The sequence below is a fragment of the Streptomyces sp. NPDC000404 genome (assembly GCF_040300365.1).
In the GTDB taxonomy this organism is placed as follows: Bacteria; Actinomycetota; Actinomycetes; order Streptomycetales; family Streptomycetaceae; genus Streptomyces; species Streptomyces ramulosus.
In genome coordinates this window covers 26,244-46,671 of record NZ_JBEPDN010000023.1, presented here as the reverse complement: position 1 = coordinate 46,671, position 20,428 = coordinate 26,244, and the positions used below count along the sequence as shown (strand labels likewise).

Sequence of the window (20,428 nt, the reverse complement as noted above, 5' to 3'; positions counted from 1 at the left end):
CGCGAGTGTGATGGCACCCACAAGACGGCCAACAGCCGCCTGGTGTCGCGAGTGGGAGGTGGAAGTCAATGTCGACTGCCATCCGTGGAGGGGCGTGCACGGCGGAGCTCCGCCAGCACATTCTCCGGGTGACCGTCATACACGATGTGGGGCTCATCATCGGTCGGTGGGTAAAAACGGCCGGCATGCCGCAGCAGATCCTCTTCGCTGAACTCAATGCTGTTCGCGTCGACCAGCGATCGCTCGTTGCGCTTCCGGATTCGGCCCCAGCGCACCTCATGCGGCACGGGCAAGTAGATGAGAACGGGTTCGCCGCCAGCCTCCATCACGGTTGCTGCCCACTGAGCCCGCTCTTCCGGAGTCCAGAAGCCGTGGTCGACGACGGTGTCGTGTCCGGCTGCCAGGAGTTCCTGGAGCTCAAGGGCGATGTCCTTGAGGACGGGCGCTTCCCGGACCCTGAACTGCCCGCGGGGAAAATCTCTGCCGTAGTGGCCGTAGCGGTGGAACATCTCCTCATCCGGGCACAGGCGACGGACTCCTGCCTCCTCCAGTGCGCGGGCGAGGGTCGTCTTGCCAGAGCCCTGGAGACCAGACATGAGGATTGCGCGAGGCGCGGGGCCGGTGACGTTCCGCGTAGTCACCGCAGCACCTCTGACGTCGTACGACGGGTGCGGCCCGGCGCGCCCAAGTCCACGCCGTACTCGAGAAGTTCCCCGTCGGCGTCCAGGAAGCGCGCGGTCAGCACAAGGATCGCCGCGACGGTGTCAGCTTCCAGCTCCAAGAGCTCGAGGTCGCCTTCCGTTGCGATGCGAGCCGTCTCCTCATCCACGCGCTTCACGACGTGCCGCCCGGTAGCCCGAGCGATCAAGTCGAGCGACAGCCCGCCCTTTAGCCGCTCGCTCCGAGCCAGCTCGGGTACGGCCTGGGCGAACTCTGCGGGGAGCCATGACACGGAGTGGGAGACGATGCCATGACCGTCCCGGTAGACGCGGCTACGGCGAATCACGTCGTCACCAGGCGTAATGCCCAGTACGTGAGCGACGTCTTCAGGAGCCTCGACTATGCCGGCGGTGTGGCCGGACGACTTCTCGCCGACTCCCCACGACGACTGCGTCTTGCTGCTGCGGTCGTGTCGCTCCGCTCCGGAGGACAAGGAGATGGGGCGTGCCATTACCTGGGTGCCGACGCCCGGGATGCCATGCACGAGCTTCTCTTCGCGCAGCAGTCGCATCGCCCGGTCTGCAGTCGCTGTGCTGACCTCCCACTTGGTCGCCAGCTTCTTGATGCTGGGCAGGAGGTCGCCCGGCGAGAGTTTCCCGGAACTGATCAGGTCGCGATAGTGGCCCGCGATGCGCGCGTACGGCGGCCGATTGTCGGCTCGGGGTGGCCCTGACATGTGCCTTCGCCTCCTTCGAATTTTTTCTGGGTGCCTCACTATACCGCTTGACACCTGAGGTTACCTGATGCAACCTGATGTAGCTCGCGAACGGCGAGTGAGCACCACCGCGAGAACGCACCGACAATCGGGAGGACCCCGTCGTGAACGCCACCACCGCCTTCGCTGACCTGCACGTCCGCTACTCGGGCCGTCTCACTGCTCACGTGGGCAACCTCCTCGCCCTGGCGAGCCGTCGCCTCGACGACCGGCACGACATCGCCCAGGAGGTGTGGCTCCGAGCCGTCCAGCAGGACTCCCTGCCCGACTGGGCGTGGCTGGAGGCGGAGGTCGCCCGGGTCATCGAGGAGATGGCGGGGCTGCAGGAGGAGGTCGTCGGTCTCCGGCCGACCGGAGACCTCGCGGACTTCGACTTCACCGAACCGATCCTCGACTCCCTCTCCCCGCAGCCGGCGGCCCGTACGCCCGAGGAGTTCCGGGCGCAGCACGGCGACTGCGCCGGATGGGACACAGCGGACTTCGAGGCGTTCGAGAACCTCGCCCGAACACAGGTGCCGGAGGCAGAGGTCGTCGAATTCCTGCGGACGCCGCCGGTCGGCACCGCCGATCTGCCGCTCGCGGCCTGAGACCGCCGGGTCCACACCGGACCCGGCTCCCTCACCAGTCCCCACCGCCAGGTGGTGGCTGATCAGGGAGCCGGACCAAGAGCCGAATCCCTACGCACCACCGCAGACGTCCAGGGCTTACACGCCACGGTCAAGGGTCGATTTCAATCCCCGGGCCGGGACTCTGCGCAGCACCTCCGTACGACACACCACCGCTGGTGGATTGTCCGCCTGCCCGGCCACACCGTGCCCGGGCCGGTCGACAACCCACTACGCCACTCCGCACCAACCGTTCCCAGGAGTTCGTGATGTCGACCAAGACCCAGCCCACGCCTCAGGCCTCTCACAAGCCCCGGCGTCGACTGCGGGTGCGGACCCGGAGCACCTCCGGCCAGCCCCCGCTCCGCCTCAGCACCCTCCCGTTCCACCAGATCAACCTGCTCCCCGGCGAGCTCTCCCTGCTCTGTCCCACCTGCAGTACTTGGTGCCCCGTCTCGGGCGTCGCCGCCCCCAAGCTCGTCCCGCACAGCAACTGCCGCTGCCGCACGCCGAAGGACGGACCGCACAGCTGCCCGCACAACTGTGATGGCAGCGACCGGCGCGTCATCCTGGACGCCGACCCGGAGGAGTGGGGCCGCAAGACTGCGGAAGCCGCCGCGTCCGTGGCCGCCCGCCGAGCCACCGCCGTCCGTCGCAAGCCGAAGACCCCGCCGACCCCGCCGCTCAACCGCGTCGCCCCCGGCCCGCGTACCGCCGCTGGCGCCCACAAGGCGTACGACCTCCACCGCCGCCGCTGCGCCGCCTGCTCCAAGCGGGTCCGCGACCAGCACGGTAAGCCGCTCACATGCGCGGACGGACGGCGCCTCGGTCAGATCTACGTCCTGATCCAGCAGGACGAGCCGGAGCGCCGCAAGGCCGCCGCCCGACTTGAGCAGGAAGCACGCCGGGCCGAGTGGGAGCGCGCCCGCAGCCTCCCCTCGCGGCGGGCTGCCGAAGTCGCCCGGTACGTCCCCGCGGTCACCCGCGCGGACGAGCGGCGTGTGCGGGACGAGCTCGACGCCACGCTGCTTGAGCTGCAGGACCACAAGACCGGCCAGTACCGGAAGCTCGACCGTTTCGAGCGCGCCGCGCTCGACGCCCGCATTGGGGCTCTCTTCGAGGTCCTCCGCCGCGAAGCCGCCCGCACCTGACCCACTCGAACACTCACCCCCTTCGACGAGAGGACACCGACATGGCCTGGCGCCGCTACACCGAGCAGGAACGCAACCAGATCGCCGAGGAGTACGACGAGGACGCCGCCGGCTCCCGCCGCATCGCGGACCACCTCGCGTCCAAGGGACATCACGACGCCGCAGGCATCCACTGGAGCAACGCTCAGGTGTCCAAGGAGGTCGCCGCGGCTGCCCGCGAATCCTGCGACGCCCTCAACGAGATCCTCAACGGCTAACCCGCGCGAGCCACCACGGTCCGGCCGCCGCCCGCATCTTCGGGCGGCGGCTGTTTCCGTGGCTGCTCGACGGCAGGAGTCAAGCAGGCAACTCACGAAGGAGCCCCCCCGTGACACTCACCGATTTCCAGGCCACCTCGACCGAGATGAAGGAGATCCTCGGCCGCCTCGCCCCGTACCTCCCGGAGAACCTCAAGACCATCGACACGACCCCCCAGCTCAGCTTCACGTTCGCGCCGTTCACCGGCCGGGAGCAGCGGCCGGCCATGCCGTCCACGCACGACGACCCGAAGCTCAGCTACGTATCCGAGCCCGATGACCCGGGCGAGCACCGCATCCGCGAGGCGGCCCGCCGCATCCTGTTCGAGATGTACCACCAGGCGCGGGAGGCGTGGGATGACGCCGCCTACATCGCCAGCCTCAAGAAGGCTGCCGCCAGCGCGGGCGCCCTCTGGACGAACTACGAGCAGGCTCTCGAGGACCTGTCCCTTCGCTACGAGTACCTCCGCGACCCCAACGCAGCCGCGGAGTGGCGCTCCGCGCTGTCCCGCCTCATCGACGCGCAGGACAGCGCGATGGTCACCGCCGTCGCGTTCGACGAGTGCGCGGAGAAGATCGCCAACGCCCGTCGGCGGCACCCCTACACCGCCATGGAGCGCGACGCGGCGCTGGTGGCTGCTGGATACCCGGATGCCAAGGACTGGCACATCGCCTACACCGGGGAATACGGCGAGCGCCGCTTCGTCGACTTGGCGGCTCGTCCGCCGCTGGAGGAGCGGGTCCGCCGCCTGGTCGACGAGCAAGACGCGCACGTCCTCAAGATCTCCCGCCTGACCGGGGCCGTCAGCTGACACGGCCCGCGCCGTACCAGCCGCCGCGTTCCGCGACCCCACGCTGGGCCGCGGTTCGGGGCTGCTCGTCCGAGCCGCCACATGGCGACAGCCCGGAGGTGGAGCTCCGGGCTGTCAGACACAGGACCCTGCAAGGAGACCCTGATGACCGCCATCCTCGCACCCACACCCACCCGCACGCGAGCAGGCCTCGACGACGAAATCGACCGCATCGAGCGCGAAGACGACGCCGACGGCCCCACCGGCCGCGACCGCCAGCTCGGCGCCCACCTCCTCCACCTCGTCCGCGAAGGCGACCGCCGGGCCGCCGCGGCCGGACGCCGCGCGCCCCGCACCCTCGCCGAGATGCGCACCCGCCTCACCACCACGTCCCCGTACGCGGGCGACGTGTGCCCGCTCTGCGAGTACTTCCGCTGCCGGTGCAACGGTGTCGCGGTGACCCGATGAGCGAGGCACCTGCCCCCGCCTGCACAGCATGCGGGGGCAGCGGACTGGGCGAGACCGTCTACACCGGCCAGGGCACCTACCGCGCCCAGTGCACCGCTTGCAACGGCACCGGCCGCCAGACATAGCCGCTCGCCGCCACCGGAGTTCCCATCTCTCTCCTTCACTGTGCCCGCGCCGCCCAACACCGGGCGGCGCGGGCCCTCCACCGTCTCGGACTCGATCACCCCGCCGCCCACCTGCTGCTCGCCGCCGCTGACCGGCTCGCGCAGCAGGCCGTCGATGCCGGCCATCGGGTCCGCGACATCTACCTGCCGCCCCGCGGCCCCGCTCCGGCACCTGCTCGGCGGCCAGCCTTTCGCGCACCCCCAGGCCGGGACCATTCCGGACTTCCCCTCGTAGGAGAGCTCATGCGTAGCAGCACCCCGCTCGCCAACACGACGACCAGCACTCGGCTGCCGGACTCGCTGTGCACGCACACCCCGGAGTGCCCGACGGCCGACAGCCCGGACCGCGAGGCCGCGCACGTCGTGGCCGCCCACCCGCAGCAGGGCTGGAGCCTGCTCTGCAACGCCGTCCTCCTCTTCGAGGACACCGGCGAACTCCTCCCCGACGGCCAGGTCGTCGCCCCGCACCGCCCCGTCGCGGCCCTGGCCTGACGGCTGACTGATCCGCCCGCACCGACCGCCGAACCGGCGGCCGGGACGCGCGGTGACGGGGAGCCGGACAGACCGGACCTTGGCCAGGCCAGCAGCACGCTGCCCGCCCGGCTCTGACCAGCTACCCAACCTGAAATGAGGCCCCTGATGCGTTTCATCTACCTGCTCGGCATGGTCGGCCCGCTCCTCCTCATCGCCGCCCTGGCGCTCACCGGCCGCCTCAAACCGCCCGCCGCCTCGACGCACCGTACGGAGACCACGATGACCCGCATCGTCCCCGTCCGCATCACCAAGACCCCGCCCGCCACCGCGCTCCCCGCCACCAGCAACTGGCGGGCCCGCGGCGCCTGCCGCGGTGAAGACCCCGACCTGTTCTTCCCTGTCGGCAAGAACCGTCACCAGGTCGCCCAGGCCAAGGCCGTCTGCGCCAGGTGTCCCGTCTCCGCCACCTGCCTGGCGTGGGCGCTGGAGACCTGTCAGGCCGACGGGATCTGGGGCGGGATGGACGCCCGCGACCGCGTCCTCGGGCGCCGCGGCCTCCGCCGCGCCGCCCGCGACGCCGCCTGAAGCCCTGCACGCATATCACCGCAGGCCAGCGACCCGACGATTGTCGCCGCCCGGCGACAACCACCCACCCGAGCCCCGCCTCACCTGAAAGGCCCGCCTCATGCCCACGCTCATGTCCCCCGCCCGCGCCCGCGGCACCCGGCTCCCCCACCTCCAGACCGACGTCGACGCCCACGCCAGCTGCGCACCGCACAACACCCCCGCCGACCAGCGGCAGGACTGGTTCCGCGCCGACGGCGAGCCCGGCGCCGAGTGGGATGCCCGCAGCATCGACCTCAAGTCGATCTGCGAGAGCTGCCCGGTCCTCGCCCAGTGCCGCGAGATCGCCCTCCGCCTCGACGCCCCCAACGCCGCCCCCGACATGGTCCGCGGCGGCCTCACCGGCGCCGAACTCCGCGCCCGCCGCAAGCGCCACCGCGACAGCATCCTCCGCGCCACCGCCGCCGACCACGCCTTCCTCGACCGCGGCGACGAAGAGCGGCGCCGCATCCGCGCCCTCAACACCACCATCCGCGCCGCCCACAGGCCCGCGGCGGTCGAGGAGCTGCGGGAGCTGCGGGCGGCCCGGCGCCGCCGCGCCGGCTGGACCCGCGCCGCATGATCACTGCCCGTCTGCTGGTTGCCTCCTCGGCCCGCACACGCCCCGGCGGCGAGCGGGCCGGGTCGCAGGGAGCCGGACAGCCCGGCCCACCACACCAAGGAGCCACGAAGATGGACTTCGACAAGCTTGCCCAGAAGCCCTGGTACACGCGCCACGCCAACAACGTCATCACCACCGGGTCGACCGAGCCGGTGTTCAGCCTGCTGGACCTGCGCGGATTCGAGCTGCGTGACCTGCTCCTGGTCGGCCTGAACGACTCCGCCGGCAGCCTCTATCTGCCGACCGAGGAGCGGGCCAAGGAGGCCGTTGCCGCGCTGGAGCCCGCTTTCGCCACCGAGGTGCGACGGCTCAGGAGCATGTGGGACGTCGCCTACACCCGCCGCGCGCTCGACGGCACCACGCTCTCGCCGGTCATCACCGACCTCACGCTCAAGGACGGCACCGCCGTCATCCGCAACGGACGCCACGTCAACTGAACACCCCAGCAACAGACGGCCCGCCGAGCCCCCGGCACTCGTATTGCCGGGGCCCCGGCGGGCCTGTCCATGACCCTACCGGCCGACTCCCCCGGCCGCGGCGACTCCGAACCGAGGCGCCAGATGTAAGAGAGGACTCCCCGTGGCCACCAAGACCGCCACGCGCCGCAAGCGCAAGCCCGCCGCCCCGGCGGCGAAGCCCCGCGCCACCAGGCCCGCCAAGGCGGCGCCGACGCCGACCGCGATCCCCACCCAAACCACCGCCCCCGACACCGAGCTCGACGTCCCCCTGGTGTTCCCGTCGGCCGACCCGGTCCGCGCCGACGCCGCCGACCGCGCCGCCGACATCCGGGACCTGGCGGCCGACACCGCCACCCACCTGATCACCGACAGCCAGTCCCGCGCCGACGAACTGCTGGACGGCGCACGCAGCGAGGCTGCCTCGATCACCGAGGCAGCGAGGGCCGAGCGGGCCCGGATCCTCACCGACGCTCAGACGAAGGCCGAGCAGATCCGTACGGAGGCTGCGACCGCCGCGGGCGTAGACGCCGAGGCGACGGTCGAGCAGCTGCTCGCCACGGCACGTCAGGACGCCGACACGGTCACCGCGACGGCGACCGGCGAGGCCGAGCAGATCCTCGCCGTCGCCCGTCGCCGGGCCGAAGAGGCCTCCGCCACAGCGGCCGCCCAGGCCGACAACGTCCGCATCGAGGCCGCCGAGGCCGCCATGAAGGTCCGCGCCGAGGCGGAGACCACACGCGCGGAACTCCTCGCCGCCGCCGAGCGCACCGCCAAGGAGACCCGCACCCGCGCCACCACCCACGCCGACCAGCTCCTGGAGGAGGCCCGCGGCGAGGTCGACAGGCTCCTTGCCGCGGCCCGCGCGCAAGTTGCCGACCTCGCCGACCTGGCCGCCGCCGACCGCGAAGCGACCGGGAAGGCCGTCGCCGAACTCCGCGACCTGGCGGAGAACGACCTCGCCGAGCTCAGCACCCTGGTCGACCAGCGCCGCACCGAGGCCGGCACCATCCTCGCCCGCGCCCAGGAGACGGCCGACGACCTGCTGGCCGCAGCCCAGCAGCAGGAGGAGCAGGCACGCGAGCGGTTCGCCAAGCTCGCCGAGACGGCCGCCGCTCAGTACGACGCCCGACGGGCAGAGGCCGAGCAGCTGTACGCGGACGCGGTCCAGGCCGCCGACGAGCGGCGCCGCGAGGCCGATACCCACGTCACCGCCGCCCACACCGAGGCCGAGCAGGCCCGCACCGAACTGCGCGAGAAGCTGCGCGCACTCACCGAGACGTTCGACGCGGAGGCCGCCGACCGGCGCAAGGCCCTCACGGACGAACTCGCCGGGCTCAAGGCGGCCTGCGACAAGCAGCGCGAGCGGCTGCGGGAGGAAGCCAAGACCGTCGCGGCACAGCTGAGGGAGGCCGCGCAGAAGGAGGCTGACCGCATCACGACGGAGGCGGAGAAGAAGGCCAAGGGCATCACCGACCGGGCGCAGGCCGACGAGGCCCGCGCCCGCCGGCTGCTCGACGAGGCCCGCGCAGCCAAGCGGGCCAACTCCCGCTGGCGCGGCTGGCACCACCACGTCAGCCGCACGGCATGGAAGACAGCGCCCTGGGTCGCGCTCGCCGCCGGCGTCGGTCTCGCCGCCTCCGGCGAGTACGAACTGGCCCACATGGTCGGCATCAACGAATACGTCGCACCGCTCCTGCCGGTGTCGATCGACGTCTACTGCGTCACCGCGTTCCGCACCAAGAAGGACATCGGAGCGGCGCTCGCGCTGATGGCGTCCGCGAACGTCACCTACCACCTGTCCGAGCAGGCCCACCTCGTCAAGGAAGGCCAGTCGGCCCCGTGGCTGTTGACGACGTTCGTCGTACTGATCTTCGTCGTCGTCATCTGGCGCGTCCATTCCCTCATGCACGACACCGGTACGGACGCCGACAGCGGTACGGACACGGACGCCGGAGCGGACGGACGCACCAGTACGACTCCCGGGACGGCCGCTCGTACGGACGCCCCGACTGGTACGCAGCACGCCCGCACGAGCCCGTCCGGTACGGACTCGTACGGCCCGGCAACCGGTACGACACCTCCCCGCACGACCTCCGACGCGGCTCGTACAGAACCTGTACACGGCACCCCGCCCGCCACCGCCCCGGCGACGGCGAAAGCGCGCGTGACCAGCGCGTACAGCGACCGTACAAGCGACGTACAGGTCGCTTCGAACGGGACCGCGCGTACTAGTACGGAGCACTCCGGCCGTACCAGCGCCGCCGCGTACGAAGGAGGAGCACGTACCAGGACGGTCATCGCCCGTACGGCCCCGGCCGACGGCGTCCCGAGCGTCCGTACCGGTACGGCAGACACCCGCTCCCGTACAACCACGGCAGCCACCGCGCCGCGTACCGGAACAGCGACACGCGCCCGTACTGACGCCGAACTGCTCCCGTACGTACAGGAGCTGCCGCGTGACCAGAACGGCTTCGTCACCATCTCGCGCGTACGGACGGAGCTCAGCGTCAACCAGCCCCGCGCGATCCGACTGCTGTCCCAGGCCGGGCTGCTCCGCCCCGAGGACGCCGACAAGTACCTCACCTGAACCAGCGAACTGCTCACCCGGCATGCAACAGGTATGACCGCACGTCGCTGATTCGACGGCTCCACCGGTGTCCAGGACGACACACGTGTCCTGGGCGCCGGTGAAGGCGCCGAAAGCCGCCTTCACCCCCCTCCCCCGATCCGGAGCGCATCCCCCCCGCAGAGGAGAAACCCCATGAGCAGCAAGGACATCGCGACTCGCGTGACGTCCGGTGTCCAGGCCCTGCGCCTGGACGGAACGCGTGAGTCCTGGCAGGCGCAGCACCGAGCGGGGCTGCTGACCGACGCGCAGAGCTACGACGCCCTCGCCGACGCCATCGAAGAAGACCTGAAAGGGCGCCCCGTCGACGGGGACATGCGCTGGTCGGCGGCGCTGCGTGCGAAGAAGCGGGTCAAGCCGCTGCGGAAGGCCGCGAAGGCCATGCGGGACGCGGCGAAGGCCATCAACGGTACGGCCGCCGCCTACGAGCAGACCGAGCCGCAGAAAGTCGCCGAAGACCGGGAGAAAAAGGCCCTGAAAAAAGCCATGCGAAAGGGGAAGGTCACGGCGATCACGCAGAATTCTGCGAACCGCACCCTGGAGCGCCTGGCGCCTGCCAAGAACGACAGCGACCAGGCCGGTGCCCCGCAGGTTCTCAGCGACTTCTTCAAGCAGCAGAAGGGCGCCTAAATGCAGATCGGTGGGATGTCGCCGAAAAAGGCGGCCTACTGGAATGAGAAATTCGAAGAGGCGCACAAGCAGGGAGAAGAGGCGCCCGAAAAGTTCATGCGGGTTTGGCTCGATTTGGTGAAGGTGTCGGCCCTGCAAAAGGCCAGGAAAACGGGCGACAAAAATACGTTCAACGCGATCTCCAGTGAGTTGGAGCGGATCTACCGAACTCACCTCACGTGATCGTCACCGTCATCATCATCATCACCGCCGAAGTCCTGGGTTGCAGGGTCCGAACCACGCGTGCTATGTACGCGTGCGAGGCGCCCTCCTCCCGGTGACCGGCTGTCACCACGAAGGGAGGGCACGTGTCCGACGAGATCCCCCGGATCGGCTCCCTGCCGCCCCCCGCAGTACCACCAGCCCCCGCCCTCGCGCCCAACGGCTCCGTGAGGCCGGAAGGGGACGGCGGCGGACCGGAATCCGGGCGGGTATCCCCATTTGATACCCCCGCGCCACCCGTCGCCCCGCCCGCACCCGTTCCCGCGGCATTCCGCAGCGAGGGCGCGGGGGATGGCCCGGCTGATTCGGGATCGCCTCATACGGGAGCGCTTTCGATGGCTGCGATTTTGGCTATCGCTCTGGCCGCTTTCGAAGGAATTCACGCCTGGGTCAAGGAATCCGGTCCGCGCCGGGCGGAGGCCGCGAAGCACAAGCGGGAAGTGCAATTGCTGGCGGCCAAGGCCGACGCGGATGCGGTGAAATTCGCCGCGCAGGCCGGGTCCGAGCGCGCCAAGGCGCAGCGGAACCGGGGCGTGCAGTCGTCCCACGAGTACGGCCGAGGAGCCCTTGGGCGGTCCTCTGGCGGCCCCGGAAGGGGCGGGGGTGCAACCGGTCCAGGCGGCTCGCGACGGGCCCCCAGCGGGCCGTCTGGCGGCTCGCCCTCCGGTCGTACGCAGGGCCTCGGCAGCGGGGGCGCGCCGCGGGGTGCGGGCGGGGGACGGAACGCCCCCGGCAGGCCCGGCGCCTCCGGCGGTTCGGGCGGCGGAAGGTCGAGCGGCCCGACCGGCCACAACGGCCTGGGGCGCCCGGGCACCGGTGGCGGGCGAACCTCCGGCGGCGGGCGTGGCTCCGGGGGCTCGGGCGGGGGCGGAGGCGGCAGGTCCACCGGACCTGCTTCGCCTGGCTCCTGGAAGTCCCCCGGCACCGGCTCCTGGAAGTCGCCCGCCGCGCCGAAGGGCAGCTCCAAGAACGGCCGGACGACGTTTCCCCAGGCGGTCGGCAACACGCTGACGGACCGGTGGAACCGACGCCAGCCATCGGTGCCGCTTCTCAGTAAGACGAACAAGCCGACGAACGGCAGCACCCCGTCAGGCGGTGTGAACCTGAACAAGGACGGCACCGCGTCGGCCGGGGCCGGGAACACCCCGGGCAAGAACGGCCCGGGGCGTACGACGTTCTGGCAAGCGGTCAGCGAAACGATGAACGACCGCTGGAAAAAGCGCCGCAGCACGCCGCCCGGTGCCACCAACGCAACACCGGCCGCCTCCACCCCGCCTGGTGGCACCAGGAGCATCCCCGGGCCGAAGAAGACCTCTGGAGCCAGGACCGCCGGCCGGGGTCCGTGGTCGGCGAAGGAGGCCTGGAAGAAGGCGTTCTGGAAGAAGTCTGGAGGCAAGAACAGCAAGGCCGGGCCGAAGAACACGGGCACTGGCAGGGCCGCGGGGCCGGGCGGCTCCGGAGCAGGAACGGGCCCGGGGCCGGGGCCGGGTTTCGCCGGGGCCCGGACCTCCCCATGGGACTACGCCGACCCCGAACCCGCGACGGCCAAGGTGTGGCAGGCCGGCCCGGCCCGCCGAAACGGCACCCCGTGGGAGCCCACACCGATCGCGCCGGCCCGCCGCGCCCTCACCCACTCCGGTCCGCCAGCTCTCCCCCGCGCTCCGCAGCGCGGGGTGGGCCAGCGGCCCGGCACCACCCGCAGAAAGGAACCGATCCCCATGGCACCGATCCCCACCGGCAGGTACATGGCCGTCCCCCGACCGGGCAGCATGGCCGCCCCGCACGCGACCGAAATCACCGCGGGCGACGTCTGCAAGGCCCTCGAAAAGCTGACCACCGAAGGCATGGAGACATACGACGACTGCGACGGCCTGGAGAAGCAGGCACGCAAGCTGCTCGGCGCGCTGGAGGCCATGGCCCACGACCTTGCCAGCGATCACAACGTCGCCGGCAAGAAGCTCATGGAGGACGTGGCCGAACTGCAAAACCAGGTCGCCCACCTGATCCGGGTGGTCAAGGAGATGGCGAAGTCCTGCCTCGACGCGGCCGAACTGGCAGAGGCGGAAGAGACCGCGATGAAACGCGACCACCAGCCCGTCATCGACGCAACCGCAGACGCCGGCCTACGCACGCCCAGCTCGCGGCTGCACAACGAGAACTGATCGGAGAAGACCAGATGAGCAACCTCCCCTCCACCAGGGCCGACGGCGCGGGCAACGGCTACCAGGCCCTGCAGGCGAAACTGAAGCGGCTCCAGGGCGCCGCCGACCAGTTGTCGGAACAGGTCGGATACGCCGCACAGCGCATGAAGCGCAACTCCAGCGCCGCGGACACCGTGGCCGACATGTCCGCGGCCGCCCAAGCCGACTCCCGGCATGTCGCCGCGATCGGCGACGTGGCCGATGCCTTCGGACAGGTCGCCGTCCGCGGCCGGCGCGTCGTGGCCGCCGCCGACGGCGTCAGCCAGGCCGCCGGTCAGCTGAGGTCCACCCACCAGAACACCTACGGCGGCATCCAAGCCGCCGTCACCTCCTCGAGGGCACGCCAGGCCAAGCCGGGCTTCTACCGGCAGCCCTGACACACCCGCCCAACCCCGCCATCAAAGGGCCGCGCTCCACCGGAGCGCGGCCCTTCCCCTTCACACACCAGCGCAGAGAGGAACACGACCATGAGGAAGCGGATGCCTACGGAGGCGAAGGTGGAGCGCGCCGTCTACGGGGCGTCCGCCGTCGCGCTGGCCACGCTCCCCGAACTGGGCGAGGCCGCCGTCCACGCCCCGGTTGCCGTGGTCGGTGGCGGCTGCCTGTGGTGGCTCTACCGTCGGGTGAAGCGCGGCGACTTCCCCAAGGCCCTCACGACCGCCCAGCGGGTGCTGCCCGTCGTCACCGGCGCTGGCGTCTACGCCGCGAACGCTATCGTGCCGGGCACCTCCTGGTGGCAGATCGCCGCGCCCGTCGTCTGGGGCGGTCTGATGGGCGCATGGCTCCCGGTCACCCGCTCCAGCTGGACCCCCGACGACACCACCCAGGACGCCTACCCGACCGACTTCGCCGGGGTCGTCGCCCGGATGTGGGCCGACTCCAAGGTGTCGCAGGAAACCCGGCTGGAGAACATCCAGCAGCTCATCTCCGACGAGCACCCCGACTTCACCGCCGACGTCGTCGCCCCGGCCGGCACCGCCGTCCCCCGCATGGACCTGACCGACATCGCCGCCACCTACGACTTCCCCGTCACCACGGTGACGCTGGAAGAGATCCCGAACACCGGCCCCGGCCGGATGCGGTTGACCGTCCAGCCCTCCCGCGACGGCAAGAGCCGCTTCGACCAGATGTGGCACGACTTCATCGCTGCACCCGACGGAGCGATCCCCGGCGCGCAGGTCGTCGCGATCGACAACGACGTCCCCGGCCGAGTCATGATCCTCGCCGCGGTCCCTGCCGGAAAAGTCGCCCGCGTCGACCACGACAAGCTCTGCTCCGCCTTCGGCATCGCCCCCTCCGAAATGCGGCTCGTGGCCGAACCGCAGGGCCGCGAGGTGCTGATCTCGCTGTACGACGAAGCCCCCTTCAAAACGCCCCGCAAGGCCACCCGCGAACTGCTCACCCTGGACCAGTACGGGCGCTTCACCATCGGCACCGCCCACGACGGCCGCGACGCCAAAGTCCACATGCGCTCCGCCTCCGGCACCCTGCACGGCTTCCTGGTCGGCGTCACCGGCTCCGGCAAGACCGTCGCCATGGCCCTGATGTGCGCCGCATACGCCAACGCCGGCGTCGTCGCCTGGGTGACCTCCGCCCGCCCGGACGCTCAGATGTCCGCCGTCGGCCGCTACGTCGACCGCCAGGGCTCCGGCGCCCTGTTCACCGTCCGCCAGCTCCGCGCCGCCGTCGCCCTGATGAGCGTGCGCGGCGAGATCAACTCCGAAGTCGGCCACGACTTCTCGCCGCACTCCCCCTACCCGGCCCTGATCGTCGTCCTCGACGAGTTCAACTCACTGGTCACCGACCCCGAATACGGCGACGAAATCGCCGAACTGACCGACATCCTCGCCCGCGAGGGCCGCAAGTTCGGCATCGGCGTGCTCTTCGCCGGCCAGACCCTCAACCTCGACAAGCTCGGCGGCGCCGCCTCCCTGCGCGAACAGGTCCAAGGCGGCGTCGGCATCGTCCTGCGCATCTCCGGCGGCGTAGCCACCCGCCAAGCCACCGGCGGCCTGGCCGGCGACGCCGAACTCGCCCCGGTACCCGACCGCTTGGGCGCCGCGGTCTCCCTGCTCGACCGCATGAAGGGCACCGAAGACGACCGCCCCGGCGCCTCCACTCAGGGCGCAGGCCACGTTGTCACCGGCTCCGGCGCGATGTTCATGCGCACCCTCTACGTCCACCTCCCCGACGACGGAAGCCCCGACGGACTGGGCGAAATCTTCCCCGAGGACGGCGTCATCAGCACCCTCACCGACCGCGAGGCCGACGCCCTGTTCGCCCTGGGCGACCTCTACGGCGACTGGAACGCCCCCGCCCCCAACCAGGACGGCGGCACGGATGGCGCCGCGCCGGTGCCCCCGCAGTTCACCGCGACCAAACCGAAGAAGACGACCGTCAAGGACCAGATCCTCGCCGCCGTCACCAGCCGCATGACCGCCAAGGAGATCCGCGAAAAGGTCGACGCGGCACCCGGCACCGTCCGCAACAAGCTCAGCGAACTCGTCGAAGAGAACAAGCTGCTCCAGGTCGACCACGGCGAATACGCCCCGGCCGACGCCGACGGGGCAGCCCCCACCGCTGACGCAGACGGCCCGCTGCCGGACGGCATCGACGACGCCCTGCTCGTCCACGCCGCAGAACTGGTCATCGCCAGCCAGTACGGATCGCTGCCGATGCTCCAGCGCAAGCTGCGCATCGGATTCGCCCTGGCCGAGCAGCTCATGGACCTCCTTGAAGAGCGCGGCATCGTCGGCCCCGCCGACGACGAACGCGAAGCCCGCGAGGTCCTCGTCGCAGCCGACACGGGCGACGACGCCCTGCGCGGGCTCCTTGAGCCCACCGACTGACGGCCGCAGCCCTCACCTGCCCTGGGCGGGAGGACCAGCCTCCCGCCCAACCCTCCCACCCACCCCACCGACCTCGTGAGGGCCCCGTGCACAACCTCATCACCGCACCCGCCAGAACACCCACCACCAGCGAAGCCGCCCCGGACCTCTCCCTCGAGGCCCGGATGACCGCCATCGACGCGCAGATGACCGTCAAGCTGGACGAAGCCGCCGTCGCGTTCGAGGTGAACACCGCACGCATCCCGTCCGAACCCGTGCACCTCGCCGACCTCGTTACCGCCCCCGCCGAACCCGCCCCCCACCCGCTGCCGGACCTTTACCCGACCCCCGTCGCCGCCCTGCTGCAACGCGCCCACCACCGACTCGTCACCGACGGCTGGTGCGCCGGCGCCCTGGTCGACGAGCAAGGCGCGCGATGCCTGCTCGGAGCCCTCCGCAAGGAAGCCGGCCGCGACCACGCAATGGCCAGCCGCGGCCTGGAGGTCCTGATGGACGCCATCCGCCGCAAGTTCGGCCCGCAGGCGGCGGAGTCGGTGCCGTCGTTCAACGACTCCTGGGCCAACGGCCGCATCCCGATACGGATGCTCGACGAAGCCGCCATCCTCGCCGACGCCCGCGGAATCTGACCCGCACCGCCAGGCCGCGGTCAACCGCCGTCGATGTCGATGCGCAGCTGGCCGTACTCGTCGACCCACGCGCCAGATCCCGGACCACCCGCCCCGTACCCGAACCACGCCCGCCGGGCGGGAGTCGGGTGCGGGACAGGCCGTCCGGCCCGCCACACAGACCGCCAAGGAGCTGCCGACCGTGAACACCGACAATCCGCAGACGCGACAGAAGCCGCGCGGGTCCCGCCGCCACGCCCTCCACGAGCGCTGGCGTGCCGCCTGGGCGCCGAGCGGACCGCTGCACGCCCTGTGGGAAGACGTCCGCACCGCACGCGACGACGGCTGGCACGGCATGGCGGTGTGGCTCAAGACCCTGCTGGCCATCACCGGGGGCGCCACCGCCGTGCTCCTGGTGCACGCCGCCGTCAGCACCGTCGGCCAGGCGCTGGAGCTGCTGCCCACCAACGCGAAGGTCACCGGTATCTTCGCCGGTCTCTGGGAGGCCATTGACCACCCCGTTCGCGACTACCTCGTCTCCCACAACCAGGGCCTGCCGATCGGCGCCTCCACCATCCACGCGCTGTGGCTGGCGACTGGCCTGGCCTGCTTGGTCCTCGGATGCGCCACCCGCAACAACGGCGTACGGCTGACCTGGAGCACGCACGGCGCAGCCACCGCGGCGATGGTCTGGGAGTCCAGCCCCACCACCGGCCGCACCGTGGCGACCGCCATCACCATCCTCGCCTGGACACTCGCCTCCGCCTTCGCACTGCGCGGCCTGTCCCTACGAGGCGTGCTCGCCTACGCGAGCTCCGAGGTCCGCCTCTCCTCGCCGCCGGAACCGCCCGTCGCCGACGCCCCCGGCAACGTCCGAGCCCTCCCCCGACGCTGACCCGTCGCCCCGCCTGGTCCTCGGCCCCCGTGCCGAGGACCGGACAGGCCGACCGGCCTGCTCTCCCTTCCACCACCACCCCGCAGCCTCTGCGGGCGATCTCCAAGGAGTTTTCGTCTTGGCGAAAGGCCCTGCCGTCATAGGCGTCCTCACCGAACCGCCGCCGCCCAGCTGGTGGCAGGCCAACCGGCACAAGGTCTGCCTCACCCTGGGACTCATCGTCGGCTACTACATCGGCATCCACACCAGCGACGCCGCGCCCCAGCACACCGACCCGCGGCCCGGCCACACCGCGCCCGCCGCCCCGTCGGCCCGCCCCGACCGGTAGCTGACGCCCGCCTGCTGTCGGTGACACCCACGCTCGTGAAGGACGCGACGGAGCGTCGATTCCTCTCGGGTACGGCAGTGCGCCGCGCGGAAGATCCGTGCGGCGCACTGTGCTGCGGTTCAGTTCTCCTACTGCTGAGCGGCATTTTTCGAGGGCCGGCCGCCGACGTTGGTGCGGTCCCAGCCCTTCTCCCACTCCACGACAGCAGCCCGCTCCCATACCCGGCCGGCCTTCGTCCGTGCGATGGGGGCAGGGAAGTCCGGCCTGGTCACGAGCTTGTTGGCCCGCTGGCGGCTGACGCCCAGCATCTCTCCGATCTCCGTGACGCCGACGTGTTCGGCGGCGGGCTGCGTGTTCGTCATGCCTTTGAGGATCAAGCCATCACCGTCACCTGTCAACGTCTTTCACCTGTAAACCCGTTGACAGAAGAAACTTGTTTACAGCATGGTGGGTGTGCACCGAGCGAGACACCAACTCACCCGGGGAGGCAACCCGTGCGCACCAACGACAACGGCGACCTGGTCGATGTCGACCTGTACGACGACGGCTCCTTCCCGGAGTTCGCCTTCAAGCAGGCACCCAAGGGGCTCGCGACCCGCCGCCAGCTCAGGGCCATGGGCCTGAGCCCCGGCGGCCACGAGCCCGTCGCGCAGCTCACCTGGCGCAGCGGCAAGCGCAAGGCGTGGCTGTACCGGATCGACCTGGCGAAGCCGAAGCGCACCTTGACGCTCGCCCAGGAATGGGCGCTGGACCGGGCGATGGCAGCCCGCCAGACCTGCCCCGAGTGCGGACGCCGCTACTTCCACTGCCTCCGCCTCAAGACGGTCGGCAAGTGCGAGGAGTGCCTCGACGGCACCCCCGCCGACCCCCGCTCCTACATCCCGCCGACGCCTTCGCAGGCGGCCTGACCACCTGCCCCGTTCTGCGCAACGACCACACACCAAGGGGAGAAACCCGTGTTCAACAAGGAACAGCTCGCCACCCTCACCGACGACGACCGTGCCGAACTCATCCGTGACTTCATGACCGAGTACGGCGTCAGCGAGCCCGCAGCCACGATGGCGACCAGCCTCTTCCTCACCATCGTCTCCGCCATGCCCGACGACCAGGCGGAGGCGGAGTTCCAGCGGGCCGTCATGCAGTCCGTCGCGCAGGGCGAGTCGTGGGCCACAGAGTTCGTCCAGGCGACGTTCGACAAGCGCCTCCCGGGCTTCCGCGCCACCTACCAGCGCGCCCTCACCGCCGGCCAGGACCCCGCCGCCGAGCTGACGCGCGAGTACGGACTTCCCGCCGCAGCGGCAGCCGAGGCCATCGCCCTGCTCAAGAAGGACTCCAGCCCGGCCGCCGCGCGGCCCGCCGGCGAGAGGACCCGGCAGGAGGAGCCCGCCAGCCGCCCGTACCTCGCCGACGTCACCTGCCCCTCCGGCGCCGTCACGGTGACCGTCGACCCGACCGCCACCGTCCCCAGCGCCACGGTGCGCACCGACGACAAGACCGGCCCCTCCGCAGACGCCGTACGCGACAGCACCGTCACCCTCACCGGCGACCGGCTCACCGTCCGCGTCCCCGACATCGAGGGCGCCGGCGTTGAGGGCGGCGTCACCCAGGTCTTCACCAGCCGCGGCGGCCGGACCACGGTCTTCCAGAGCGTCGGCACCGTCCACGGCTCCGTCAACGGCATGCGGATCGTCGGCGGCAACGTGATCGTCGGCGACTTCAACGGCGGCGCAGTCTCCTCCAGCCCGATCGAGGTCCTCGTCACCCTTCCGGCCGGATCCGGCGTGAAGGTCGACTCCCACAACGCCCACCTGGAAGTCACCGGCCCCCTCGCCGCCCTGCGCATGGATACCCACAACGGGCACGTCACCGCCGGATTCGTCGGCCGCGCGAAGGTCAACGGCCACAACGGCAACTACACCTTCGACGCCATCCAGGAGTCGGTCGACATCGACTCCCACAACAGCCATACCACGATCGGCAGCTACAACGGCCACGACGCCCGGGTGACCACCCACAACGGCACTCTCAACCTCGCCGCCACCCCGCAGGCCACCGGCCGGATCGAGGCCCACACCCACAACGGCTCGATCACCCTGCGCGGCGTGCGCGGTCGCCAGGACCTGAACGTGCGCACCAGCGCCCACAACGGCAGCGTCCACAAGCTCTGACCGGCCTCTGACCGGCCCGCTTCCGCCGACCCCGAACCCCGCCCGCGGGCGCTCGGGGCCGGTAGTGGCCGACCGGCCAACTCGCCTCCGAGATAAGGAGCACACCGACATGACCGACCACGCTCGCGCCGTCGAGGGCCTCGCCCTGGTCGCCGCCCTGACTGCCGTCTTCGACTCCGTCCACCCCGCCGGGGACCAGTTCGCGCAGAACTCGCACGACGCATCAACCAAGGGCATGCACGGCCCCCAGCTCGTCTACCGCAACGACGGCTCCCCGGTGGAGGACGACCCGCAGCGGACCGGCGAAGAGGGCCGCACCTGCACTGCCAGCGCCTACGGCCGCCGCTCCGCCGCCCGACACGTCGCCAGCTACACCGCCGTACAGCTCGCTTCCACGATCGCCGTCACCCGCACCCTCGGCTACCGCGTCCCCGCCAAGGCCCTGCTGACCGGCGCTGCGATCAACGCGATCACCCACGGCATCATCGACCGCCGTGACCCGCTGATCTGGCTCGCGAAGAAGGCCGGTAAGGACGGCTACATCCAGCACGCCACCGTCGTCCGCAAGGTCGGCGGCGAAGACACCGAGCCTGTCCAGGACGTCTCCGGCCCCGGTACCGCGCTCATGGAGCTGGACCAGGCCGCGCACCGCGCGATCGGCGTCGCCGCAGCCCTCGTCACCACCTGGATCACCCTGCGCACCAGCCGCCGATAGCGCCCACCGCCCGCACCGGCAAGCGCGCCGCGATGCCGGAACACGAGCCTGCCGAGCAGAGCAAGGCCGAGTCGAGCGGCCCA

General features: G+C 71.0%; 25 protein-coding genes. 22 read left to right on the top strand and 3 right to left on the bottom strand.

Annotation, left to right across the window (positions count from 1 at the left end; all coding sequences use genetic code 11):
* Positions 1–65: 65 nt before the first annotated feature.
* On the bottom strand, positions 66–641 hold the full coding sequence (locus tag ABT345_RS32735) for a P-loop nucleotide/nucleoside kinase family protein (RefSeq protein WP_425584422.1): 576 nt from the start codon (positions 639–641) through the stop codon (positions 66–68).
* On the bottom strand, positions 638–1,396 hold the full coding sequence (locus tag ABT345_RS32730) for a GntR family transcriptional regulator (RefSeq protein WP_345078710.1): 759 nt from the start codon (positions 1,394–1,396) through the stop codon (positions 638–640). The genes ABT345_RS32735 and ABT345_RS32730 overlap by 4 nt, the downstream gene beginning before the upstream one ends.
* Positions 1,397–1,539: 143 nt before the next feature.
* On the opposite strand from ABT345_RS32730, the gene ABT345_RS32725 reads away from it, so the two are divergent.
* From ABT345_RS32725 to ABT345_RS32635, 19 genes are all read left to right on the top strand, one after another.
* Positions 1,540–2,022, top strand: coding sequence for a hypothetical protein (locus tag ABT345_RS32725; protein ID WP_345078713.1), 483 nt, complete (start codon positions 1,540–1,542; stop codon positions 2,020–2,022).
* Positions 2,023–2,309: 287 nt separating this feature from the next.
* Positions 2,310–3,191: a hypothetical protein gene (locus ABT345_RS32720; protein ID WP_345078716.1), complete on the top strand. Its 882-nt coding sequence runs from the start codon at positions 2,310–2,312 to the stop codon at positions 3,189–3,191.
* 41 nt (positions 3,192–3,232) lie between these two features.
* Entirely contained in the window at positions 3,233–3,448 is a 216-nt protein-coding gene (locus ABT345_RS32715) for a hypothetical protein (RefSeq protein WP_345078719.1), read from the top strand.
* Between the two features lie 110 nt (positions 3,449–3,558).
* Positions 3,559–4,299 (top strand): hypothetical protein, encoded by a 741-nt coding sequence (locus tag ABT345_RS32710; protein WP_345078722.1) that lies wholly within the window; start codon positions 3,559–3,561, stop codon positions 4,297–4,299.
* Positions 4,300–4,443: 144 nt separating this feature from the next.
* Positions 4,444–4,746, top strand: coding sequence for a hypothetical protein (locus ABT345_RS32705; RefSeq protein WP_345078724.1), 303 nt, complete (start codon positions 4,444–4,446; stop codon positions 4,744–4,746).
* Positions 4,743–4,871, top strand: a complete 129-nt coding sequence (locus tag ABT345_RS32700; RefSeq protein ID WP_345078727.1) for a hypothetical protein — start codon at positions 4,743–4,745, stop codon at positions 4,869–4,871. The genes ABT345_RS32705 and ABT345_RS32700 overlap by 4 nt, the downstream gene beginning before the upstream one ends.
* A 339-nt stretch (positions 4,872–5,210) precedes the next feature.
* Entirely contained in the window at positions 5,211–5,402 is a 192-nt protein-coding gene (locus ABT345_RS32695; RefSeq protein WP_345078855.1) for a DUF5999 family protein, read from the top strand.
* Between the two features lie 147 nt (positions 5,403–5,549).
* Complete coding sequence (locus ABT345_RS32690) at positions 5,550–5,969, top strand: WhiB family transcriptional regulator (protein WP_425584423.1); 420 nt, start codon at positions 5,550–5,552, stop codon at positions 5,967–5,969.
* Positions 5,970–6,069: 100 nt separating this feature from the next.
* On the top strand, positions 6,070–6,570 hold the full coding sequence (locus tag ABT345_RS32685) for a WhiB family transcriptional regulator (RefSeq protein WP_345078730.1): 501 nt from the start codon (positions 6,070–6,072) through the stop codon (positions 6,568–6,570).
* 110 nt (positions 6,571–6,680) lie between these two features.
* A complete protein-coding gene (locus tag ABT345_RS32680; protein WP_345078733.1) occupies positions 6,681–7,046 on the top strand; it encodes a hypothetical protein in 366 nt (121 codons plus the stop codon).
* Between the two features lie 142 nt (positions 7,047–7,188).
* The gene (locus ABT345_RS32675; protein ID WP_345078736.1) at positions 7,189–9,654 is read left to right on the top strand and encodes a hypothetical protein; all 2,466 of its coding nucleotides are present in this window, start codon (positions 7,189–7,191) and stop codon (positions 9,652–9,654) included.
* A gap of 174 nt (positions 9,655–9,828) precedes the next feature.
* Positions 9,829–10,323, top strand: coding sequence for a hypothetical protein (locus ABT345_RS32670; RefSeq protein ID WP_345078739.1), 495 nt, complete (start codon positions 9,829–9,831; stop codon positions 10,321–10,323).
* On the top strand, positions 10,324–10,545 hold the full coding sequence (locus ABT345_RS32665; RefSeq protein WP_345078742.1) for a hypothetical protein: 222 nt from the start codon (positions 10,324–10,326) through the stop codon (positions 10,543–10,545).
* Positions 10,546–11,681: 1,136 nt separating this feature from the next.
* Entirely contained in the window at positions 11,682–12,746 is a 1,065-nt protein-coding gene (locus ABT345_RS32660; RefSeq protein WP_345078745.1) for a hypothetical protein, read from the top strand.
* Between the two features lie 14 nt (positions 12,747–12,760).
* Positions 12,761–13,162 carry a hypothetical protein gene (locus tag ABT345_RS32655; RefSeq protein ID WP_345078748.1) on the top strand — a complete coding sequence of 134 codons (402 nt, stop codon included), beginning with the start codon at positions 12,761–12,763 and terminating at the stop codon, positions 13,160–13,162.
* A 90-nt stretch (positions 13,163–13,252) separates the two neighbouring features.
* Positions 13,253–15,634: a DNA translocase FtsK gene (locus tag ABT345_RS32650; RefSeq protein ID WP_345078750.1), complete on the top strand. Its 2,382-nt coding sequence runs from the start codon at positions 13,253–13,255 to the stop codon at positions 15,632–15,634.
* Between the two features lie 86 nt (positions 15,635–15,720).
* The gene (locus ABT345_RS32645; protein ID WP_345078753.1) at positions 15,721–16,260 is read left to right on the top strand and encodes a DUF6197 family protein; all 540 of its coding nucleotides are present in this window, start codon (positions 15,721–15,723) and stop codon (positions 16,258–16,260) included.
* Positions 16,261–16,441: 181 nt separating this feature from the next.
* Complete coding sequence (locus tag ABT345_RS32640) at positions 16,442–17,134, top strand: hypothetical protein (RefSeq protein WP_345078756.1); 693 nt, start codon at positions 16,442–16,444, stop codon at positions 17,132–17,134.
* Between the two features lie 118 nt (positions 17,135–17,252).
* Positions 17,253–17,462: a hypothetical protein gene (locus tag ABT345_RS32635; RefSeq protein WP_345078759.1), complete on the top strand. Its 210-nt coding sequence runs from the start codon at positions 17,253–17,255 to the stop codon at positions 17,460–17,462.
* A 128-nt stretch (positions 17,463–17,590) separates the two neighbouring features.
* On the opposite strand, the gene ABT345_RS32630 is transcribed toward ABT345_RS32635, so the two are convergent.
* On the bottom strand, positions 17,591–17,824 hold the full coding sequence (locus ABT345_RS32630) for a helix-turn-helix transcriptional regulator (RefSeq protein ID WP_345078762.1): 234 nt from the start codon (positions 17,822–17,824) through the stop codon (positions 17,591–17,593).
* 132 nt (positions 17,825–17,956) lie between these two features.
* Here ABT345_RS32630 and ABT345_RS32625 point away from each other — a divergent pair, with 132 nt between their 5' ends.
* The 3 genes from ABT345_RS32625 to ABT345_RS32615 all read left to right on the top strand — a co-directional run bounded on the left by ABT345_RS32625 (position 17,957) and on the right by ABT345_RS32615 (position 20,345).
* Positions 17,957–18,370, top strand: coding sequence for an RRQRL motif-containing zinc-binding protein (locus tag ABT345_RS32625; protein WP_345078765.1), 414 nt, complete (start codon positions 17,957–17,959; stop codon positions 18,368–18,370).
* A gap of 48 nt (positions 18,371–18,418) precedes the next feature.
* The gene (locus ABT345_RS32620) at positions 18,419–19,630 is read left to right on the top strand and encodes a DUF4097 family beta strand repeat-containing protein (RefSeq protein ID WP_345078767.1); all 1,212 of its coding nucleotides are present in this window, start codon (positions 18,419–18,421) and stop codon (positions 19,628–19,630) included.
* Between the two features lie 109 nt (positions 19,631–19,739).
* Positions 19,740–20,345 carry a hypothetical protein gene (locus ABT345_RS32615; protein ID WP_345078769.1) on the top strand — a complete coding sequence of 202 codons (606 nt, stop codon included), beginning with the start codon at positions 19,740–19,742 and terminating at the stop codon, positions 20,343–20,345.
* The last annotated feature ends 83 nt before the right edge of the window (positions 20,346–20,428 follow it).